Genomic DNA, 19296 nt, shown 5'->3' on the forward strand with positions numbered 1-19296 from the left:
AACTTATTGTTGTGGTTAATAAATATAATGCAGCACACTGGCTAGATGGATTTCTATTTTTGCTAATAATTGCCATACCGGATTGTTTTGCGGATAGACAACAACAGTCGCTCGTGAACCTACGAATAATTGCGGTGGTAAGGGCTGTTGGCTGATGAAATTGACGCGTACTCGCTGTGCATCTCGTACCCAACGGTTACTGGTTTCAATACTTGTTAGGTGTCCATTGGCGACTTGTTGCGCTGCGGCAACACCAAAGTCACGATTATTAATGGTTAGCGGGAATACTTGCCCAGGCAAAGCATCATAAGCGACATAAGCCATTGACTTAGAATGAAAGTTTGCTATTGATTTTTCTCTAAAATCTGCAGCAACCCACATTGAATCGGTTGGAATAAAGGTCAGCATAGGTTGGTTAGTGTTTGCCATCGTACCAACATCAACTTGCAGGTTAGTGATTACGCCGTTGCTGGGTGCAATAACCTTTGTATGGGCTAAATTAAGTTTGGCTTGTGCAAGGGCATTTTCAGCCGCAAGTACAATAGTACTTTGACCGTGTTTAGCGCCCAATTGAGTTTGTATGACAACGGCTTGTTGCTTTGCTGCGGCTAAATTTGCTTGGGTTGTTTGGTTTTTAGCATAAGCATTATCACGCATTGACGCTGAAACCAGTTTCTTTTTAGCTAATTTGTTTATGCGGTTAAAGTCGTTATGCGCATTATTGTAATTTGCTTGGCTGGTGGCAATATTGGCTTTAGCAACACTGGCTTGAGCATACAGAGCTTGTTCTTGTTGATGTGCTTGCTCTAAAGCAACTTGTGCTTGATCAACGGCAAGACGGTATTTTTGAGCATCAATACTAAACAGTAATTCGCCTTTAACGACAGCTTGGTTGTTCTTAATGTTTACTTGTGTGATTGTGCCTGAGACTTCAGGTGCAATTTGCACTACATACCCTTGAACTCGACTTTCACTGGTTAACGGTACATACCTATCTGCAATAACGATGTAGGCCATGAGTAAAATAAAAATAACAATTAGGCACCGCATCCAACGTTGAAAAGTAGTATGAGAATTAGGCATGAGATATTCCAGTGATCATAATCAAGCTGACCAGTATAAGAAGAATTTACTTGATTGAATACTGCGACAAATGTCACACTTATGAGCTAAATATAGGACAGTGTGAGGAAATCGAATGAAAGCATCAATGGATGATTTGTATTTATTTATGTTAACGGTGCGTCATGGTGGAATAAGTGCCGCTGCAACAGTCCATGGATTACAACGTTCAAAAATTAGTCGTCGCTTACAAGAGTTAGAAAAAGCGCTACATTGTCAGTTATTAATTCGTACCACTCGTCATATAGAATTAACCGAAAATGGACGTTTACTGTATCAACATATTAATCAACCATTAACTGAAGTGAACCATGCTGTTAATTTACTTGAAAGCCAGCAAAACAGTTTTCAAGGCGTGTTACGGTTAGCGGCTACGGCATCGTTTATCGCATCACCACTGTTTGCTGAAGTGCTAAATAATTATGCTAACCAGTTTCCATTGGTGCGAATAGAATTACTATATTTACAAAAAAGTGTTGATTTAGAAAGAGAAAATATTGATTTGCAGCTGCTTCCTGATATGGCTGAAATTATTAATGTGGATTATGTACAGCAAGCATTTTTAAGCTCAAGTAATGGTTTGTTTGCGTCGCCTGAATATTTAAAAAAGCACACGGAACCTAAATCAACCACCGAGTTGCAGCAGCATTGGCTGTTAGTGAGCCGCTATAATTCAACATTATTACAAGAGGGAACGCGACTACGGTTAGTATCTGAAGATATAAATATTATTCAGCAAATGGCTATTTTAGGGCAAGGAATAGCGTTATTGCCTAATATATTGATGCAAGAATCATTGTTACAAGGTCAGTTAGTGCAAGTGCTAACTGAGGTTAATTACTCAGATATTATGATGACAGTGGTGTATCCATCGCGGCGCTTTTTACCTGAAAAAACGCGCGCAATGATAACTTTATTACGAGAAAGATTTGCAGATCAGTAATAAATTAAATAATGAAGTGTATTTATTATGGATCACTATAATGGGTAATTATTGTTTTTCACGTGCGAATTTAATTTTATCAACTTCAGCCACCCAACTTGGACGGTTGATATAGTGACCAATAATTAATGCGGGAATAACAAAAATAATATGCGATAAGGCAAGATGCACATTTGATGCGGCTAATGCTGTATTACCACTGGTATAATTAAAGAATGCAATCGTAGCAAAAATAACACCAAGAATACTTAATATAAAAAAGCCAACGACACCAAGACCAAGAATATCTCGAGAGTAAAGTTTAAAAAGATTCATTAATTAACTCCTAACCTCGACGGTTTGTTATTGTTTAAAGAGTAAATAAAAGCGTGTTTCAACTCGTGTTTTATTACTATGCACCTTCAAAATAAAAGCAATATTGATCCTGCACATAAAAAAATGCTTATACATTTAAATCATCGATAAATACGTTTATTTCTATTTACTACACTGGTGTGATGTTTAATTTATGTGGCATTACCCACTGAAATGCGTCGGAAAAATAAGCTTTGGCATTAGTATCTATGACTTTTCCATGAGACAAAATGATACGCTCAAAAGGCCATGTTAGGATTTCTTGAATTGATTGACGTAGTTGAGTGTGATTATTAAAGGTGATTCGCCAATATAACGGCATGGCAGGTTTAAAATAACAACCATTAATAACAGAAAGCGCAAAGGTTAACGGATGGTGGCTATCGACCATCCAGGCTAATGCATCACCGACAATCAGCGTTTTTGATAATGGATCACAAAATGCAATTTCTTCCATGCTGTCACTTCCTCGAATAACCGTTTGAAGTAATTGTCCTTGCCAGTGGGAAGGGGTGTGATTACCAAGGGCACCGTCAAATGTGAGATCACTGCGTTTATGTACTAATCCTGGCGGAGCATAAAAAAGTGCTTGAGGGTAGGCTAGCCACCAGTCAGAGAGATAAATATTGTGGCTTTTGTTAGGTGTAACTACATAGGCAGTCTCACCAAGTTGGCTAATGTGTTGTTGTAAGGATGTGGTTATTTCAATGGGGGAATGAATAAAGAGTTTATGGTTGTTTAATCGAATAATTGTCATTCGGTGACCCATAGGTGCACCTGCTACTCGGTATGGCATATCACAATACCAAATACGATCTGTAGCCCATTCAACGAGTGTGCAATCCTTGCTCATAAGCGTCATAACTATTCATCTATAGGTAATTATTATCATATGACTAATTTGGCAACGGTCAATGTTTTTGTTACGTAGTTGTTGAATAAAAATAACAACATAAAAAATAGCCACCGTTATAAACGCTGGCTATTAAATGCTGTATTAGAGTTGCGTCTGGAGGGACGTTAATTTTTGGTGGTGTTTGTTTCTACAGCATTAGGCATGCCTGCTTGAGAAGTAGAACGGGTTGCTTGATCCATTTTTTCTTGCTCAGCTTTGGCTTTGTAAATCATAGGTGTGATTGTTGAACCTTGCACAATAATAGAGAAAATCACTACTGCATAAGTCATTAACACCACGATCTCTTTTACATCGATCTCTGGGCTAAAACCAATTGGAATACCGCTTGGAATCGCCATCGCCATTGCAAGTGCTAGGCCGCCACGCAATCCACCCCATGTTAGAATTTTAATCGATAATGGATTATAGGTACGGTAACGATTAAAGATTTTATAAGAGTATTTTACGCTGAGGTAACGGCTCAGTAATACGAGTGGTATAGCTATCACTACTGCAACGATATCGATCGCATGGAATGTGAACGTGATCATCATCAAGCCAATCAATAAAAATAAAACGGCATTTAAAATTTCATCAGCGAGTTCCCATAAATGCGAAATTTGATGCGCCGCTTCTTCTGAGAGGGTATTACGGGTCCAGTTACCAATAATAATACCCGCAACCACCATTGCAAGTGGGGCTGAGACTCCAATATGTTCACTAACGACATAACCAAAAGTTGGAATTAAAATCGTTAAAATTAAGCGAAACATATTGTCATGCGAGCTTTTAATTAAGAAGTGGAATACCACGCCAATAACTGCACCACATGCAATACCGCCTAACGCTTCACGAACAAATAATAGCGCAGTGCTAGAGACCGTTGGGGCTGTTTTACTAAATGCAATTTCAAATAGGGTGACAAAAATAACCAAGCCAACACCGTCGTTAAACAGTGATTCGCCTTCTATTTGGGTTGAAATGCGTTGGGGAGCATTAAGTTTTTTAACAATAGCTAAAACAGCAATGGGATCGGTTGGTGAAATTAAAGCACCAAATAGGCAGCAGTAAATAAAATCGATATCAATGGTACAAAGCTTAAATAGCGCCCACAGTACAATCCCGATGAAGAAGGTTGAAAAGAGGGTGCCGATAAGAGCCAAAAACGTGATTTCAAATTTTTGATCTTTAAGGTGAGGTAATTGAATATTTAGTGCGCCGGCGAAAAGAAGGAAGCCTAGTACGCCTTTTAATAAGAAGTCATCAAAGTTGACCGCTTGTATCATTTGAATAACTTCATGCTCCTCATTGTGAGGAATGTAGCCTAATTTACTCAGTGTCAATAGGGTCAATGATATTGCAATTGACCAGCCAGTGATGGCGATGGTTGGTTGAAACTTACCGATACGGTGGTTAATAATTGAGATAAAGACAGCAATGGCTGCCATTATACAGACGGTGTCATAAGCTGACATGAATAATGTGCTCCACTAGGCATCAAATAAGTTGTCGTTAGACAGTTGCTAGCATAATTATCTGATATTGTGTGTAATAAAAGAGAGTTATAAATAAATAGGGTTTAATTTATATTCTCTATAAACATATTTTTACATTTTAATGGTATCAAACATAAATTGTTTATATTGTTTTGAAATGTAAAGTTCCATTTTTAGTGACGATGAAACGACCGTATAAATATAGATAAAAAATAATGAGTGGGTGAAGAAATTAAGCAGATTGAGACAGACAGAGAAACAATAAAAATGAGATTTGCTACGAGTCAATATTCGCTCTTCATTGACTCGTAAACAACATATTAAGATGAAGACGATTATGATTTTGCTGCTGAAATTAATAAACCAGGATCATCACTGATAATAGTGTTAACACCCCAACGGGTAAATTTATCCACTTGCTGCGGGTCATTCATGGTCCATATTTGAAGCACTTTTCCGGCATCCGTAATTTCTTTTGCCAATTTTTCATTGAGTAAGTGGTGATCTAAATGGATGCTGTAAAGGTTAAGCTTGGCATCTAAGCGAGCGATATCTGGTACCCAATCTTCAATGATCAAACCACGACGTACTTCAGGCCATAATTTTAGGCAGTGTTTTACTGCGTTATAAGAGAAACTAGATAAAATGAGCCTATCGGTATCAAAACCATAATCTTTAATTGTTTCAATGGTTTTCCTAACTTGAAGTTCAACTTCTTCTTCATAATGAACTTTGATTTCAAGGTTGATATTTAGTCCATAATCATCACAGGCTTGCAGTAATTCTGTTAGTGTTGGAATGGTTGCATCGGCAAATTCAGCAGCAAACCAGCTTCCTGCGTCTAATTGCTTTAATTCACTGAGTGGCTTATGACGCACACTTCCTGAACCATTGGTACAACGACGGACACTTTTATCATGAATAATAACTGGAATTAAATCTTCGCAGAGTTGGGTGTCCGTTTCGATCCATGTTGCGCCAGCATTTGCGGCAGCCTTCATGGATATTAATGTGTTTTCTGGGGCAACTGCGCGTGCGCCACGGTGACCTGCAATCATCACTTCTCCAACATACATATTATTATCTCAACATAGAGAGTTACGGCTGAAATTTTATTGGCTTTACTTGAATTCGCAAGTGATTAAATACGAATAATGATATCCCAATTGTTACGTTTTAGCCCATCCTCATAATGGTAAAGTCTATTTTGTCATCAAGCTGGCAGATTTTAGGTAATTGGTTTTGTATCTGATACAGGATTGGATTAGTATCTCTGCCCGTCGCGTTATTTTATTAAGCATAACCTTGCGCTTGTGAGTAACAAAATAATGTCTCCTCTTTAAATCTGAAACAAGGATATTCGAATGAAGCTTTCTGCGCTAGACCAATCCCTTTTCGATCACCTTTACCGCGATATTCGAGAGTTTCGTTCCACCTTTGACTTAGATATTGAAACCCCAGCGACCTTAGATGCTCAAGCTGACGCATTGCATACCTCGTTAGCTGTTGAAGAAATGACCGAGCTTGCTGAAGCCGATTCATTGGTGGAACAAGCGGACGCAATTGTTGATTCAGTGTATGTACTGATGGGACGTTTAGTCCATTTAGGTGATAAAAAAATCACAGATAACATTGGTATAAGTTATTTGATTGATATTTTATTACAGATGTCTGAGCGTTTAGGATTTACATTTATTGATTGTTGGAACGAAGTCCATTCAAGCAACATGAGCAAAGTGTGCTGTAACCAACAACAATATGATGAAACTGAAGCTTTTTATGCCAAGCAAGGCGTGACGCTGATGGCGAGCACTAAAGGCGATTATATTATTGCGAAGTGTGCTCAAGATGTTGACGTTAATGGCAAGCTGATTCGTACGGGTAAAGTCTTAAAATCTGTTTATTACCGCCCAGCCGATTTGGTCAAATTAGTCATTCGTTAAGTGTCGTATTAAAGTTATTTTGATCCTCGCTCTGGCGGGGATTTTTTATTGGTAGTCAGTGTAAAGCTAAAGGGTGACCGGTTGTGCTGTCTACTCGTGTTTATTTAAGTTGTTATTATGAATGTAAAAACAATCACACTTCCAGCGTCCCGCAGTTTAGCTCATCAACTATTTACCATGACATGGCCAATGCTCTTTGGCGTGTTATCGTTGATGAGTTTTCAGTTAGTCGACAGTGCATTTATTGGTCAACTTGGCGTTCTACCATTAGCCGCGCAAGGGTTTACTTTACCAATGCAAATGCTAGTTATTGGTTTACAAGTGGGATTAGGCATTGCAACCACCGCTTTAATTTCACGCGTATTGGGCAATAATGATCATCATCGCGCACGCCAATTAGGTGGGGTTGTGGTTATTCTTGGCGATATTGGAATCATGGCGCTGTGTGCGGCAATCTGGTTTGGCCGACATCAGCTGTTATGGTTACTTGGCGCGCCTGATAATGTCTTTGGTGTTATTGATAGCTATTGGCCCGTGTGGCTAACAAGTGCGTGGTGCGGCTCAATGGTGTACTTTGCCTACAGTATTTGTCGCGCTAACGGTAATACGCTGTTACCTGGGATTATGATGGTAATTACCAGTGTGCTTAATATTGGTTTAGACCCACTGTTTATGTTTACTTTTAATATGGGCATTAATGGTGCAGCATGGGCGACTATTGTGTCGTTTAGCGTCGGTCTGCTGGTGGTGTTTCCATTGTTATTTAAACGTCAATGGCTGAGCTTTGATTGGCGTGGTTTTGCTGTTTACAAGGCGATTAAAGAGCTGATTCATATTATGGCTCCAGCAATGTTAAGCCAATTATTACCGCCTGTATCTGCGATTTTAGCAACGAAATTAGTGGCAAGTTTTGGTGCGGCAACTGTTGCTGCTTGGGCATTAGGATCACGATTAGAGTTCTTTTCACTTGTTATCGTTTTGGCATTAACCATGTCGATGCCACCGATGGTGGGGCGTTTACTTGGTCGTAAAGACATCGCTAGTATTGAAAAATTAATCATGATAGCGGTGCGGTTTGTATTGATATGGCAAGTGGCTATCGCGATCGTGCTCTTTTTAAGTGCGCAGTCGTTAACCCAGCTATTAACCAGTGATAGTTCAGTGCAACACATTTTAATGATCCATTTAACACGGGTGCCTATTAGCCTAGGTGCATTAGGGATTTGCATGCTGATGGTTTCTGTTTGCAATGCCATGGGATTACCGATGCGAGCTTTATTGATTTCAGCGTTACGATTATTTGTGTGTTATTTGCCCGTATTATGGTTGGGAGCACATTTTGCTGGGTTATCTGGGCTATTTACCGGAGCAATGCTAGGTAATATTGCAGCAGGACTTTGCGCATGGGTATTTTATCGCCAAGGGTTAGTCAATATTCGAAATAAGTATCGAGTTACATCAATGGCATAAAGGTTATGATAATGTGCTTAATAACTCAGAGATAGAATCTCGGCTTAATAACAAAATAACCCTTAACATTGACCAACAATGTTAACTAAGAAAGGATACTTGCAATGCAAACATTCGCTATTGATGGTCAACAGATGACTTATCTTGATCAAGGAACCGGGCCAGTGCTTGTTTTTGGTCACAGCTATTTATGGGATAGTGCAATGTGGGCACCGCAGGTTGCGGAATTAAGCCAACATTACCGTTGTATTGTACCTGATTTTTGGGCGCATGGTGGCTCTGACAGTGCGCCATCAGCAACACGAACATTGCGCGATTATGCTGATGATGTGTTGGCATTATTGGATCATCTAGAAATTGATAAATTTGCTGTAATAGGTTTATCCGTCGGTGGTATGTGGGGCGCAGAATTAGCACTCAAAGCGCCCCAGCGAGTGATGGCCTTAGTCTTAATGGATACCTTCTTAGGTTATGAGCCTGAAGTACTGCACGCGAGATATTTTGCGATGTTAGATACCTTACGCGATCAGCAACACGTTCCTGCGCCATTGATCGATATGATTGCGCCATTATTTTTCCGTCGTGACGGCCATCTTCATAACCCGCAATTAGTGAGTGAATTCCGCAATTCTCTTGCACAATTACAAGGTGAACGTGCAGTGGCAGTATCTGAGATGGGACGTATGGTGTTTGGACGTCGTGATACGTTTGATGATATCGAGCAACTTACTGTTCCGACATTAATTATGTCAGGTTTAGAAGATAATCCGCGTCCGCCACTTGAAGCACAATTAATGCATGACGCGATTGATGGCAGTGAATATGTGCTGATTCCTGAGGCTGGTCATATTAGTAACCTTGAACAGCCACAATTTGTTACTGCTCAATTACAGCGTTTTTTAAATAAAGTGGTCGCGATGTAAGCTCGGTTTATTTAACTATAACGTGTTTCAGTACAGCATAAGTTAAGCCCAGTGATATTCCATTATTACTGGGCTTTATTATCTTAGCGGGTTAGTACTGGCTGGCTGTGCAGTTGAATAAACTCAATTGAATGATGATTAAAAGCGTCAGGTTGCTCAACATTACACACATGACCACAATTTGATAATTGTTTTAATACACTGTTTTGATGACGTTTAATCATTTCTTTGACTGACTTTATAAACATATAGTCGTGTTCCCCCATTAAATACAGTGTCGGAATCGCAAGCTCTTTTTCTTTAAAGTATTTCATAATTGGATTTACATCTGTTGCTAATTTAAACCACCGCTTAAATTCTTGTTGGCAGAGCTTTTTTGCTTCTCGAATAAATAAATGACGAGATTGACGTTGGTTTTTTTGTGGCATTACCACATAAGCAAATAAACGGTAGAGCCACATATAGGGCAGAATATGCTTACTAAAATTACCTAAACTAATTAATACTTGAGAGCGTGTATTTAAGCGTGTAACCGCACCACCTAATGTCATGGTTTGGACTCGCTCTGGCGCAAGTTCTGCCAGATGGCGAATAATGATTGTTCCTAATGAGATGCCAACAAAGTGGGCTGATTCAATTTTAAGATGATTAAGCACATCAATAATGTCTTTGGTCACCATTTTAAAAGTATAGCGATTATCCATCACATCTTGAAACATGGTGTTAGATTTACCGTGACCACGTAAATCTAGTAGCAGTAAATTAAAATGCTGTTTATAGGCTTTTATTTGCTTAAACCAGATGGCAGAGCTTCCTCCTGCACCATGAACAAATACTACCCACTCTTTACTTTGCTTATGTGGGTATGTTTTGTAAAACAGCATGTTATCCAAATTATTCTTCCTTCCTTGAGAATGGCTTAGCATAGTAACATGAGAATTCTTACGCGTGCCTGTCTTATTAGGTATCAAATAATGATAATCGGAAGTTGGTCGTGTTTAGTTGATTACTTCTTCATCGTCATGCGGAATACTATTAATAATTAATCGTTTAATAATATGCGGCACAATACAATAGATTGGCATTTGTTTTAAGCGGCCACGAAAACGCAGAGATTTTACAGCGTCACGATAACCAATGTTGCGGTGTAACGGAAATTGGTAAAGGAAAGCATCAATAAAATGTTGCTGATAAAGCCAATAAGATAATCGGTTTAATTTATGCTGTTTAAAATATGCCCAGACAATATCAGGCACAGATAAATCAAATAAGCGGTGACATAAACTGACCGCAAGATAAAGGCTATTATCATTGCCGACTTGTTGGTGAAGTTGAATTAAATTATGCCAAAACGTGGGGTCTTTGCTGAAATGAACAAACTGTAAATATAAGTTGTAAATATCACGTAAGCCATAATGATAATCAATTTGATGAAATAACATAATCGCTTGATGAAGTACCATGGCATCGGAGGATAATAATGTGGCAGGTTCACACAGTGGCGGTGATAAGTGGTGGTGAAGTAAAGGGGTTGGGTCGAGTTTGTTGATTAATGTTTTAGGTAATAATTGAAAGTGAATTGCCAGCTCAGTACGCCTTTGTTTGTGGATCAATGGCGTAGTTTGTTGCGCCCAACGACGATAAAAAGTTTCTTCATAATCAGCGATGTTTTTATAGCGCCAGCCATTATTTAACAGTGCTTTTTCTACATTGGCAACGTGTTGCTGCGGAACATATATATCAATGTTATGTTTGATTCTGCCAGCAAACATTTCATTATCCAGTAATTGCAAGGCGCTACCGCGTAGATAACGCCATGAGCTAATTACGCCCTGTAAATGTTCAGTGAGGTATTGGTGTTCAAGTAATAATTGCTGCTGTTGTTTTTGGTAGCTATGAAACCCTGACTGTAATTGTTGCTGAGTGTGTAGAGGAAGATCGTGTTCGATATTTGCACGATCGCAGCACGCCTTTAATTGCCCTAATAATGATAGGTGGCGTGCTTCGGTCATGATCTGATAACTACATTTATGATCAGCATTCAATAATAGTGTCGGATTATTGAGAACATCTATCAGCAATAATTTTGACATTACATCCTGTTCCTTATCCCTGTTTATGCTTTGAAGCATACGGTGCTGTGTTCAAAGAAGGGATAAGACTTCTTTTTTATTTTGCATTATTACAAGGGCAGTGGGTAAGTAAAAAAGACTAAATGAAGTAAGTTAAATGCAAAATGAACCACGATAGCGACCGTTATCTTCTTAGTCCAATAATAGCTTAAACCATAAAGTATGCCAGCCAGTGTCGCAATTATGATAAACAATGGTCCGCCGGCAAAGTGTGCAAGGCCAAATAAAACACTCGCAATAATTATTGCTATCGGTGGCGCTAATTTCTTGCATAATAGTCCCTGAATGTAACCTCGAAAGAGTACTTCTTCAGCAATACAAGTAAAAATAAGATTATTAATAGCAAATATCCACCACCATGATGGTAAGGTGAATTCAGGCTGTACCAGCTGTAATGCCCATGCTAATAACGGTAAGCTGATTAATCCACCCCCAATAATGCATTTTTGCGCGCGTGAGAGTGAAAGGTGATGCCAGTTATATTCATTATTACTTATCATATTAGGCACTAGCAGTAGTAGTGCAAAAATAAGCATAGGTTTATCAATATTAAAGTAAAGTGTAAAAGGTAGGCTAAGAGGGCCACTGTTTACATGATTTAGGACCAACAAGTTATTTATGCCTGGGTATAAATGTAGAATTAGCCCGATGATCCACAAAACCACAATAGTATGACCCGCGTAGATCAACGGCTTAGATTGTTGCCGAGCAGTAAAACTGGCAATAGCAATACCACTGATCATAATGGCTGCACCGATAACTGTTAAAACGTTAAATATTACGGCTGTGATCAGTGACAATAGGAGTGGTATACGCCAAGATGTGGATTTTGTTAGGGCGCAACAAATACTGATTGCCAACAATAGCCATACCAACATTGTAGGAAAGATAAGATAATTCATAAAAAAGAGTAGCTAAAAAATGATAATCGTTATCATATACACCAGATTGATGATTATTCAAACTTGTTTTTTATGATTTATTACCAAATATGAGCAGTGGCTAAGACGGTTAATTCGGTATAGATAACGATGATTTACGATTGCTCACTTTATTATATGAATATGGAATTAGGAAATGACGGATACACTACAGTCGACAACACGTGCATTAATGGTACAAGGTACGACTTCTGATGCTGGTAAAAGTGTGTTGGTGGCAGGCTTATGCCGCGTGTTGGCACGACAAGGTATTCGTGTTGCACCGTTTAAATCACAAAATATGGCACTAAACAGTGCTGTAACCAAAGATGGTGGTGAAATTGGACGAGCACAAGCGGTTCAAGCGCAGGCTTGCGGTATAGAGCCTAGTGTGCATATGAATCCGGTATTGCTAAAACCTAATACCGATGTTGGTGCTCAGGTGATCGTGCAGGGGCACGCTTTAGCTGACATGAATGCGGTGGGTTATCATAACTACAAAAAAGTAGTAATGACGCCAATTATGGAATCTTTCGCATTGTTGCAACAACAGTACCAAACCATTGTTATTGAAGGTGCGGGGAGTCCAGCTGAAATTAACCTGCGTGAAAATGATGTGGCAAATATGGGCTTTGCTGAAAAAGCCGATGTGCCTGTGATCATCATTGCCGATATTGATCGCGGTGGCGTGTTCGCCCATATTTATGGCACATTAGCGTTATTGTCTGAATCAGAACAAGCACGGGTAAAAGGCTTTGTTATCAACCGTTTCCGTGGCGATATTAAGTTACTTGAATCGGGTTTAGAGTGGCTAGAACAAAAAACAGGTAAGCCAGTATTAGGCGTATTACCGTATTTGCATGGCTTAATGTTAGAAGCCGAAGACGCTATTAACTGTCAGCAAGTTGATGCCGCTGATCATCAATTAAAGGTAGTAGTGCCTGTTTTAACCCGCGTCAGTAACCATACTGATTTTGATCCCTTACGAATGCACCCGCAAGTTAACTTACAGTTTGTCGGCAAAGGTCAGCCTTTTCCGGCTGCTGATTTGATCATTATTCCAGGTACCAAAAGTGTTCGTAGTGATTTGGCCTTTTTACGTGAGCAAGGCTGGGATAAACAGATTCAACGTCATTTACGTTTAGGCGGCAAAGTGATGGGTATTTGTGGCGGTTATCAGATGTTAGGTGAAACCATTGCTGATCCACATGCGATTGAAGGTGAGGCGGGTGTTAGCCAAGGCTTAGGTTATTTATCTATTGCTACCACCATTGAGAAAAATAAATGTTTACAACAAACGCAAGGCACACTAACACTGCCTGATCAAGCACCTGTTATTGTTAAAGGTTATGAAATTCATGCGGGTGTTACTCAAGGCGTGAGTGCCAGTGCACCATTACAGTTAACTGACGGTCCTGATGGCCAATTAGGTTGTGATAACCAAGTGTTTGGCACTTATTTGCACGGCATTTTTGAACAACAAGCAGCGTGTGACGCAATTTTACGTTGGGCAGGTTTAGAAGCAACACAAACCCCTGATTTTGATGAAATTCGTCAGCAAGGCATTGATCGTATTGCAGATACTATCGAAGAGCATATGGATCTTGCTGCTTTATGGCCGCAATGGGCCGATAAATTTCAACGTTAATCCGTCTATTTTTACGGTTTATTTTACAACGATAGTTTTTGAATAGGTTACTACCAACAACCTTTGTTGGTAGTAACTGTGACATGATTTATATGACTACACTAAGCAAAAATCAGCCGTAACCATAAGCCAATCGGGGTTGTTGCACCGGTTGTTATTGACGAAATATGACCATCTTTAATGATCATGATCGAAGGTGTGGCTGTTACTCCCCATTGTTGACCAATTTTGCCTGTTGGATCATTGATGACAGGGAAATTGTATTTTTTATACTTCATAAATTGCGCAACACGCTGATTTTCACCTGATGTAATCGCAATTGAAACAACTTGATATTTATCAGCAAGCCAGTCAACACTAGGGCTAACCAGTTTACACACTGGACACCATGTCGCCCAAAAATAGAGTAAGACAGGTTTTTCATAACTCATCTTTTCTATATCAACCCATTGCTGATCTAACGTATGTGCAGCTAATGTGGGAATCTCTTCTGATGGCATATCTTGACTGCGCCAAGTATCCATGCCGATGGAAAAGAGAGTTAATATAATGACTAATTTAGCGATGTCTTTTACCCATTGCCATGGTTTTTTGGTAGCCTTTTTCTCTTGTGTAGGTGGTGCTTTTTTAGATGGTGTATTTTTGGTTATCATTATTATTTCCCCCTTCAAAATGCCAGTGTTTGCATAATACTGTCGTGATTAAATAGCTCTGCTAGTATTAAACAGAGTTGTGCTGGTGGATGAGTCAATACGCCTGTTTTTAGCGATTGAGCAGCGACAGGGATGGTGGCTAGCAATAGCACTGAAATTAATGATAAAGTAAATAAAATAGTACTAATTAGTTGGTTTTTAAACACAATTGTGCTCCATGAATAATTATATAAAAGATATAAGTATTGGAAGGGGCTGCTATTGCATACGATAAAGCCAGGTTGTTTTAAGGCGTAAGTATGCTTGGTTTTCAGACCCTAATTGTGTTTATTCTTGAAAGGTACAAAAGGCTAAATGTCGCCGCACACCATAGGAGGTTGTTGGCTCAGGAGGAAAGTACTTAACACCCGATTGCTTTAATATCGCCGCAATAATAACAAGGGCGAGGATAAACATCGGAATAGCAAAATCAAGATTAGCCGTGTTGGCATTAACAAGATGCTCACTATTACTACATTGCGTTTCTATATCAGAGTGTGTTTGTTGTTGCTGCAGTTGTTCTGTTACTTCCGTCGTCGGTGTTAGCGTGCATAATGTCGATAAACCTAAATTTTGAGAAATACACACCAATAGCACAATACTCACTAAGACTAGTGACCATGAAGCGAGTTGTTGACGCTTATATTGCAGAAGTGAAAATTTCAAAAATTAACTCGATGAGAAAGTATTTAACAGAATAATATCATATTTAGCTCATAAAAATTAATCAATATTTTAATTGTTATTAAAAGTTACTAACATCAATTGATCTGGATAATAATTTTAAGAGTGGTATTTCCTTTCTTTATTAGAAGCATATCGCAAGCACTTTGAGTTTTAGTTGTGACGTTATAATTATGAGTATTATTAAATTTTAAAAATATAGTTGTTCTATTTTGGCTGTTATATGTAAAGATGCTCATCTTCCCAAAAGTACATTTACGAATGAATTTTTTACATACTGCGGATATCGTTATGTTATGAAATCTTCTACCACGCGGCTCGATCGTTTTATTAGTCAACACACTATTTACTCCATTTCAGACACCCGTCTTTTGATTGCTCAAAAAAGGATCATAGTGGATGGAGAAGTCGCACACTCAACGCATCAAAAAGTGACTCAATTTATGCGGGTTGAATTAGATGACCATTGCCTTCAAAATAACAAACCGATTTATATTATGCTGAATAAGCCGCAAGGCATTGTAAGTGCAACTAAAGATTCAAAGCATAAAACAGTATTAGATTTAATTGATCACCCTCAAAAAGATGAACTTCATATTGTTGGCCGGTTAGATTTTAATACGACAGGGCTGGTATTGTTAACTAACGATGGAGCATGGTCGCGTCAAATAAGTTTACCAGAAACAAAGCTCGCAAAAGTATATGAAGTAACCTTGTCTAAACCAGTTACTGATGATTATATAGCAGTGTTTAAAGAGGGAATTTATTTTGGATATGAGAATATCACCACTAAGCCCGCGCATTTAGAGATCGTCTCAGAGTATCAAGCACGGCTTTCATTGGTTGAAGGGAAGTACCACCAAGTGAAACGTATGTTTGGTTTTTTTCAAAATGAAGTTTTAGCGTTGCACCGTGTTTCAGTGGGGCATTTATCGGTAGATGGGCTTGAGAGTGGGCAATATAAAGAGTTTACTATTGAATAAATAGCTTAAATAAATCCGACGTGATAAAGACGTCGGATTTATATTACTGGAAAAGACAATTAATGGTGAGCGTGACTTGATGTGACAGCTTTTGTTGGTACAGATGCTGGCGCATTATTTTTTAACCACGTTTTCATGAACGCAATTTCTTTTAGTTGTGCTTTGATAATGTTTTGAGCAAAAGTCTTTGTTGATTGATCTTTTAGATAAGGCATGATGACTTCGGCCATTTCAACGGCGGCTTCATGGTGAGGAAGCATACCCGCCACAAAATCAACATTTGGACGACCCGTTAATTTCACTTCCATCATGTTGTGCATGATTTTCATTGATTTTGTCATCATTTCTTGCGAGTTAGCAATATCACGTTGTGCAAGTGGTAGCTCTTTGTGTGATGCTAACCATTGCTTCATATAAACCACTTCTTCTTTCTGTGATTTAATAATATTGACGGCAAGTTTATGTACTTCAGGATTGGTGAGTGTTGGTAAAATCGACTCACTCATCACAATCGCTCCTTCATGGTGAGGCAGCATACCGCCAATAAAATCTAAATCAGGATCGCCGGTTAATTTTAATGTGTGCATACCTGACATTGCTGCCATAGAGTCTTTCATCATTGTCTGTGATGCTTGCAGATTAACGCTGGTTTTTGCCGGTGTCATATGAGTGTGATCGACCACATTTTCACTGGCAAATGCAGAAGTAGAGAGTAGTGCTGACAACACTATAGCTATAGATAATTTTTTCATGATGAGCTCGATATATCGTTGTTATTAGAAAGTCAGCATAAAGCTTCCACCACAGGGAAGGTCAAGATGGTTATACTATTTTTTATTTAAATTTCTTTATTGAGCGCGCTTGATCTTGAATAGAGTTAACTATTTTAGTAAAAGTGCGATCTTTTGCTCTCTTTTGGGCTAACGTCGCACTATTATGAGCATCTTCTCTTAGTAGTTTATGAAAGTTATTCAATCTTCTTGTCGATAATTCGCCGTTTGCGATTGCTTTTACTACCGCACAGCCGGGTTCATTTTGATGCTGACAATCTTTAAAACGACATGCAGTAGCGAGAGATTCAATATCAGCAAATGTGAGTTTTATCCCTTCTTTTACATCACTAAGTTGTAGTTCTCGCATGCCAGGAGTGTCCATTAATAGGCCACCATCAGGTAACCATTTAATTGTGCGATAGGTCGTTGTATGACGTCCTTTACTGTCCTGTTCTCGAATTGCGCCAGTTTCCATTTCATCATTATTGAGCAGATTATTAACCAGTGTTGATTTTCCCACGCCAGATGATCCTAAAAAGGCCACTGTCTTGCCACGTTGGAAATAATCTTGTAGTGCCAGCAGGCTATTTTGAGCCAGCCCATTAACACAGTGAACACTTAGTAGGGAATCTAGCTGTTGTACTTGATGGCGAATGTCTTCTTCATCATCACAAAGGTCTGCTTTGGTTAAAATAATAACAGGCTCAGCATGGGTTTCTTTTACTAGCGCTAAATAACGTTCAATACGATTTAAACTAAAATCTTCATTTAGTGAGCTAACAATAAAAACAACATCTATATTCGCGGCAATAAGCTGACGATCTCTATTACTGCCAGCGGCTTTTCGCTGAAAAAGGGATTGTCTTTCAAGCACGCGAACTAATTTATTTTGATTAAAAACCACCCAGTCGCCAACACATATTGCATCAAAATTTGGTGGTAGCTTATACCTTAGTGCGTCATCGCCAGCTAAGATAACGACTTCAGATTTATGTTGTTCAATAACTCGTCCAAGAAAACAGTTTTCTATTTCTTCTAACGATAATTGTTGTTGGAAAAAGGGACGTAACCCCAAATCAGTTAATGATGGTGTTTTCATAATCTTTATTTACTCAGTTTTACGATAAAGTAATGATAAGTGAAATCTTTGGCGACGCTTTTTTCATAAATGCTAATTTCTTGTTCCACATCCAATAATGCTTGAGAGGTTGGCATGGTTGACTGTAATGCTTCAACTCTTGCTTGTAATGGTAGCCAATAATTTTCCCAAGCGTTTAGCCCTAATGAAAAATGATTAATTACGTCATAACCTTGAGCCTGAAAGAGCTTAAGCCTTGCAGGTATTGTTTGAATATCTGGGTAATTTGATAGCCAAAATTGTTTAACTTCATCATCAGGTGTGTCAGTTAGCCAAACCAAATCACTCACAACCAAAATACCATCATCTTTGAGTAACGGTTTCCACTGTTTGAGTGCATTTTCCATACCCATTATATAAACACAGCTTTCAGCCCAAATAGCATCAAAGCTCTTGGCTTCAAAAGGTAAAGCTGTCATTGATGCACACACGGGTGATATACGATCGTCCAGTTGTGATTCTTTGATTTTTTGATGAAGTTGTTCAATTGCAACCGGTTCATTATCTACCGCAGTAATATGTGCCTTGGTGTTGTTAGCCAGTAATACCGTCGACCCACCTTTTCCTGAGCCAATTTCTAAAATACGGCGTATTTGCTGATTAGGCATCAGTGATATTGCATGTAAAGTATCTTGTTTACTCCCCGGAGCCCATTGCTCTAGTGGCGTAAATATTGTCATAAAATCTTTCATGTACGCATTATGTTCATTCATATCTTTTGATAACCATTTTAGTCTGAGTGCTTCTTTTTCGTCATAGCCTTGCGTGTTGAGCCAATTAAGGTGGACTGCTGGTGCACTTTTACTTAAAGAATTGTGTAACTCTCGCTGTGATCGTTCCCCAAGTAACCCTAATAACAACTCACGCGCTTGGGTCTTTTTTTGAATTTCTTCTGTTAACTGAGTTAATCGCTCGAACAAAATATTTTTATCCAACTTTGCTTCTAAGCAGCTTTGACATTCTTTTAGCGTCAAGCCTGCGCTTTGAAGTTGTTTAATTAAAAATAACCGTTGCAGATCGCTTTCACTGTAATGACGATATCCATTATCCAATCGATGTCCTTTAATCAGCCCTTGCTTCTCATAATAAAGTAGCGTGGTACGTGATATTCCGACTTTAGTTGCTAACTCTGAAATCAAATACATGACGAATCCGATGTGTTTATGTGTATTGCTAATAT

General features: G+C 38.8%; 20 protein-coding genes. 6 read left to right on the top strand and 14 right to left on the bottom strand.

From position 1 onward, the window contains the following. Nucleotides 1-15: 15 nt before the first annotated feature. Nucleotides 16-1083: an HlyD family secretion protein gene (locus tag VXS03_RS15760; protein ID WP_327764848.1), complete on the bottom strand. Its 1068-nt coding sequence runs from the start codon at nucleotides 1081-1083 to the stop codon at nucleotides 16-18. Nucleotides 1084-1198: 115 nt separating this feature from the next. Here VXS03_RS15760 and VXS03_RS15765 point away from each other — a divergent pair, with 115 nt between their 5' ends. After that, the gene (locus tag VXS03_RS15765; RefSeq protein WP_327764849.1) at nucleotides 1199-2065 is read left to right on the top strand and encodes a LysR family transcriptional regulator; all 867 of its coding nucleotides are present in this window, start codon (nucleotides 1199-1201) and stop codon (nucleotides 2063-2065) included. Nucleotides 2066-2113: 48 nt separating this feature from the next. On the opposite strand, the gene VXS03_RS15770 is transcribed toward VXS03_RS15765, so the two are convergent. The 4 genes from VXS03_RS15770 to VXS03_RS15785 all read right to left on the bottom strand — a co-directional run bounded on the left by VXS03_RS15770 (nucleotide 2114) and on the right by VXS03_RS15785 (nucleotide 5886). After that, nucleotides 2114-2380, bottom strand: coding sequence for a hypothetical protein (locus tag VXS03_RS15770; RefSeq protein ID WP_327764850.1), 267 nt, complete (start codon nucleotides 2378-2380; stop codon nucleotides 2114-2116). A 169-nt stretch (nucleotides 2381-2549) separates the two neighbouring features. After that, entirely contained in the window at nucleotides 2550-3272 is a 723-nt protein-coding gene (locus VXS03_RS15775; RefSeq protein WP_327764851.1) for a DUF4336 domain-containing protein, read from the bottom strand. 167 nt (nucleotides 3273-3439) lie between these two features. Next, nucleotides 3440-4789, bottom strand: a complete 1350-nt coding sequence (locus tag VXS03_RS15780) for a cation:proton antiporter (RefSeq protein ID WP_327764852.1) — start codon at nucleotides 4787-4789, stop codon at nucleotides 3440-3442. Nucleotides 4790-5145: 356 nt separating this feature from the next. Beyond that, nucleotides 5146-5886: a glycerophosphodiester phosphodiesterase family protein gene (locus tag VXS03_RS15785; RefSeq protein ID WP_327764853.1), complete on the bottom strand. Its 741-nt coding sequence runs from the start codon at nucleotides 5884-5886 to the stop codon at nucleotides 5146-5148. Between the two features lie 288 nt (nucleotides 5887-6174). Between VXS03_RS15785 and VXS03_RS15790 the strand changes: the two genes are divergently transcribed. The 3 genes from VXS03_RS15790 to VXS03_RS15800 all read left to right on the top strand — a co-directional run bounded on the left by VXS03_RS15790 (nucleotide 6175) and on the right by VXS03_RS15800 (nucleotide 9146). After that, on the top strand, nucleotides 6175-6753 hold the full coding sequence (locus VXS03_RS15790) for a nucleoside triphosphate pyrophosphohydrolase family protein (protein WP_327764854.1): 579 nt from the start codon (nucleotides 6175-6177) through the stop codon (nucleotides 6751-6753). A 117-nt stretch (nucleotides 6754-6870) separates the two neighbouring features. Beyond that, complete coding sequence (locus VXS03_RS15795) at nucleotides 6871-8223, top strand: MATE family efflux transporter (RefSeq protein ID WP_327764855.1); 1353 nt, start codon at nucleotides 6871-6873, stop codon at nucleotides 8221-8223. Between the two features lie 104 nt (nucleotides 8224-8327). Continuing rightward, nucleotides 8328-9146 (top strand): alpha/beta fold hydrolase, encoded by an 819-nt coding sequence (locus VXS03_RS15800; protein ID WP_327764856.1) that lies wholly within the window; start codon nucleotides 8328-8330, stop codon nucleotides 9144-9146. 83 nt (nucleotides 9147-9229) lie between these two features. Here the strand turns inward: VXS03_RS15800 and VXS03_RS15805 are convergent, their stop codons facing one another. The 3 genes from VXS03_RS15805 to VXS03_RS15815 form a co-directional block, all read right to left on the bottom strand. Next, a complete protein-coding gene (locus tag VXS03_RS15805) occupies nucleotides 9230-10030 on the bottom strand; it encodes an alpha/beta fold hydrolase (RefSeq protein WP_327764883.1) in 801 nt (266 codons plus the stop codon). A gap of 114 nt (nucleotides 10031-10144) precedes the next feature. Further along, entirely contained in the window at nucleotides 10145-11239 is a 1095-nt protein-coding gene (locus tag VXS03_RS15810; RefSeq protein ID WP_327764857.1) for a nucleotidyltransferase family protein, read from the bottom strand. 89 nt (nucleotides 11240-11328) lie between these two features. Then, the gene (locus VXS03_RS15815; protein WP_327764858.1) at nucleotides 11329-12180 is read right to left on the bottom strand and encodes a CPBP family intramembrane glutamic endopeptidase; all 852 of its coding nucleotides are present in this window, start codon (nucleotides 12178-12180) and stop codon (nucleotides 11329-11331) included. Nucleotides 12181-12355: 175 nt separating this feature from the next. On the opposite strand from VXS03_RS15815, the gene VXS03_RS15820 reads away from it, so the two are divergent. After that, complete coding sequence (locus tag VXS03_RS15820; protein ID WP_327764859.1) at nucleotides 12356-13846, top strand: cobyric acid synthase; 1491 nt, start codon at nucleotides 12356-12358, stop codon at nucleotides 13844-13846. Between the two features lie 101 nt (nucleotides 13847-13947). Here the strand turns inward: VXS03_RS15820 and VXS03_RS15825 are convergent, their stop codons facing one another. The 3 genes from VXS03_RS15825 to VXS03_RS15835 form a co-directional block, all read right to left on the bottom strand. Then, on the bottom strand, nucleotides 13948-14499 hold the full coding sequence (locus tag VXS03_RS15825; RefSeq protein ID WP_327764860.1) for a protein disulfide oxidoreductase: 552 nt from the start codon (nucleotides 14497-14499) through the stop codon (nucleotides 13948-13950). Between the two features lie 14 nt (nucleotides 14500-14513). Further along, nucleotides 14514-14705, bottom strand: a complete 192-nt coding sequence (locus tag VXS03_RS15830) for a hypothetical protein (protein WP_327764861.1) — start codon at nucleotides 14703-14705, stop codon at nucleotides 14514-14516. 121 nt (nucleotides 14706-14826) lie between these two features. Further along, the gene (locus VXS03_RS15835) at nucleotides 14827-15204 is read right to left on the bottom strand and encodes a hypothetical protein (protein ID WP_327764862.1); all 378 of its coding nucleotides are present in this window, start codon (nucleotides 15202-15204) and stop codon (nucleotides 14827-14829) included. 314 nt (nucleotides 15205-15518) lie between these two features. Between VXS03_RS15835 and VXS03_RS15840 the strand changes: the two genes are divergently transcribed. Continuing rightward, nucleotides 15519-16205 (top strand): pseudouridine synthase, encoded by a 687-nt coding sequence (locus tag VXS03_RS15840; protein ID WP_327764863.1) that lies wholly within the window; start codon nucleotides 15519-15521, stop codon nucleotides 16203-16205. A 59-nt stretch (nucleotides 16206-16264) separates the two neighbouring features. On the opposite strand, the gene VXS03_RS15845 is transcribed toward VXS03_RS15840, so the two are convergent. The 3 genes from VXS03_RS15845 to VXS03_RS15855 form a co-directional block, all read right to left on the bottom strand. Beyond that, nucleotides 16265-16957, bottom strand: a complete 693-nt coding sequence (locus tag VXS03_RS15845) for a DUF305 domain-containing protein (protein ID WP_327764864.1) — start codon at nucleotides 16955-16957, stop codon at nucleotides 16265-16267. Between the two features lie 82 nt (nucleotides 16958-17039). Then, nucleotides 17040-18077, bottom strand: a complete 1038-nt coding sequence (gene rsgA / locus VXS03_RS15850) for a ribosome small subunit-dependent GTPase A (RefSeq protein WP_327764865.1) — start codon at nucleotides 18075-18077, stop codon at nucleotides 17040-17042. 5 nt (nucleotides 18078-18082) lie between these two features. Further along, entirely contained in the window at nucleotides 18083-19261 is a 1179-nt protein-coding gene (locus VXS03_RS15855; protein WP_327764866.1) for a MerR family transcriptional regulator, read from the bottom strand. Nucleotides 19262-19296: the final 35 nt, after the last annotated feature.

Origin of the sequence: Photobacterium sp. S4TG1 (genome assembly GCF_036040035.1) — a bacterium.
In the GTDB taxonomy this organism is placed as follows: domain Bacteria; phylum Pseudomonadota; class Gammaproteobacteria; order Enterobacterales; family Vibrionaceae; genus Photobacterium.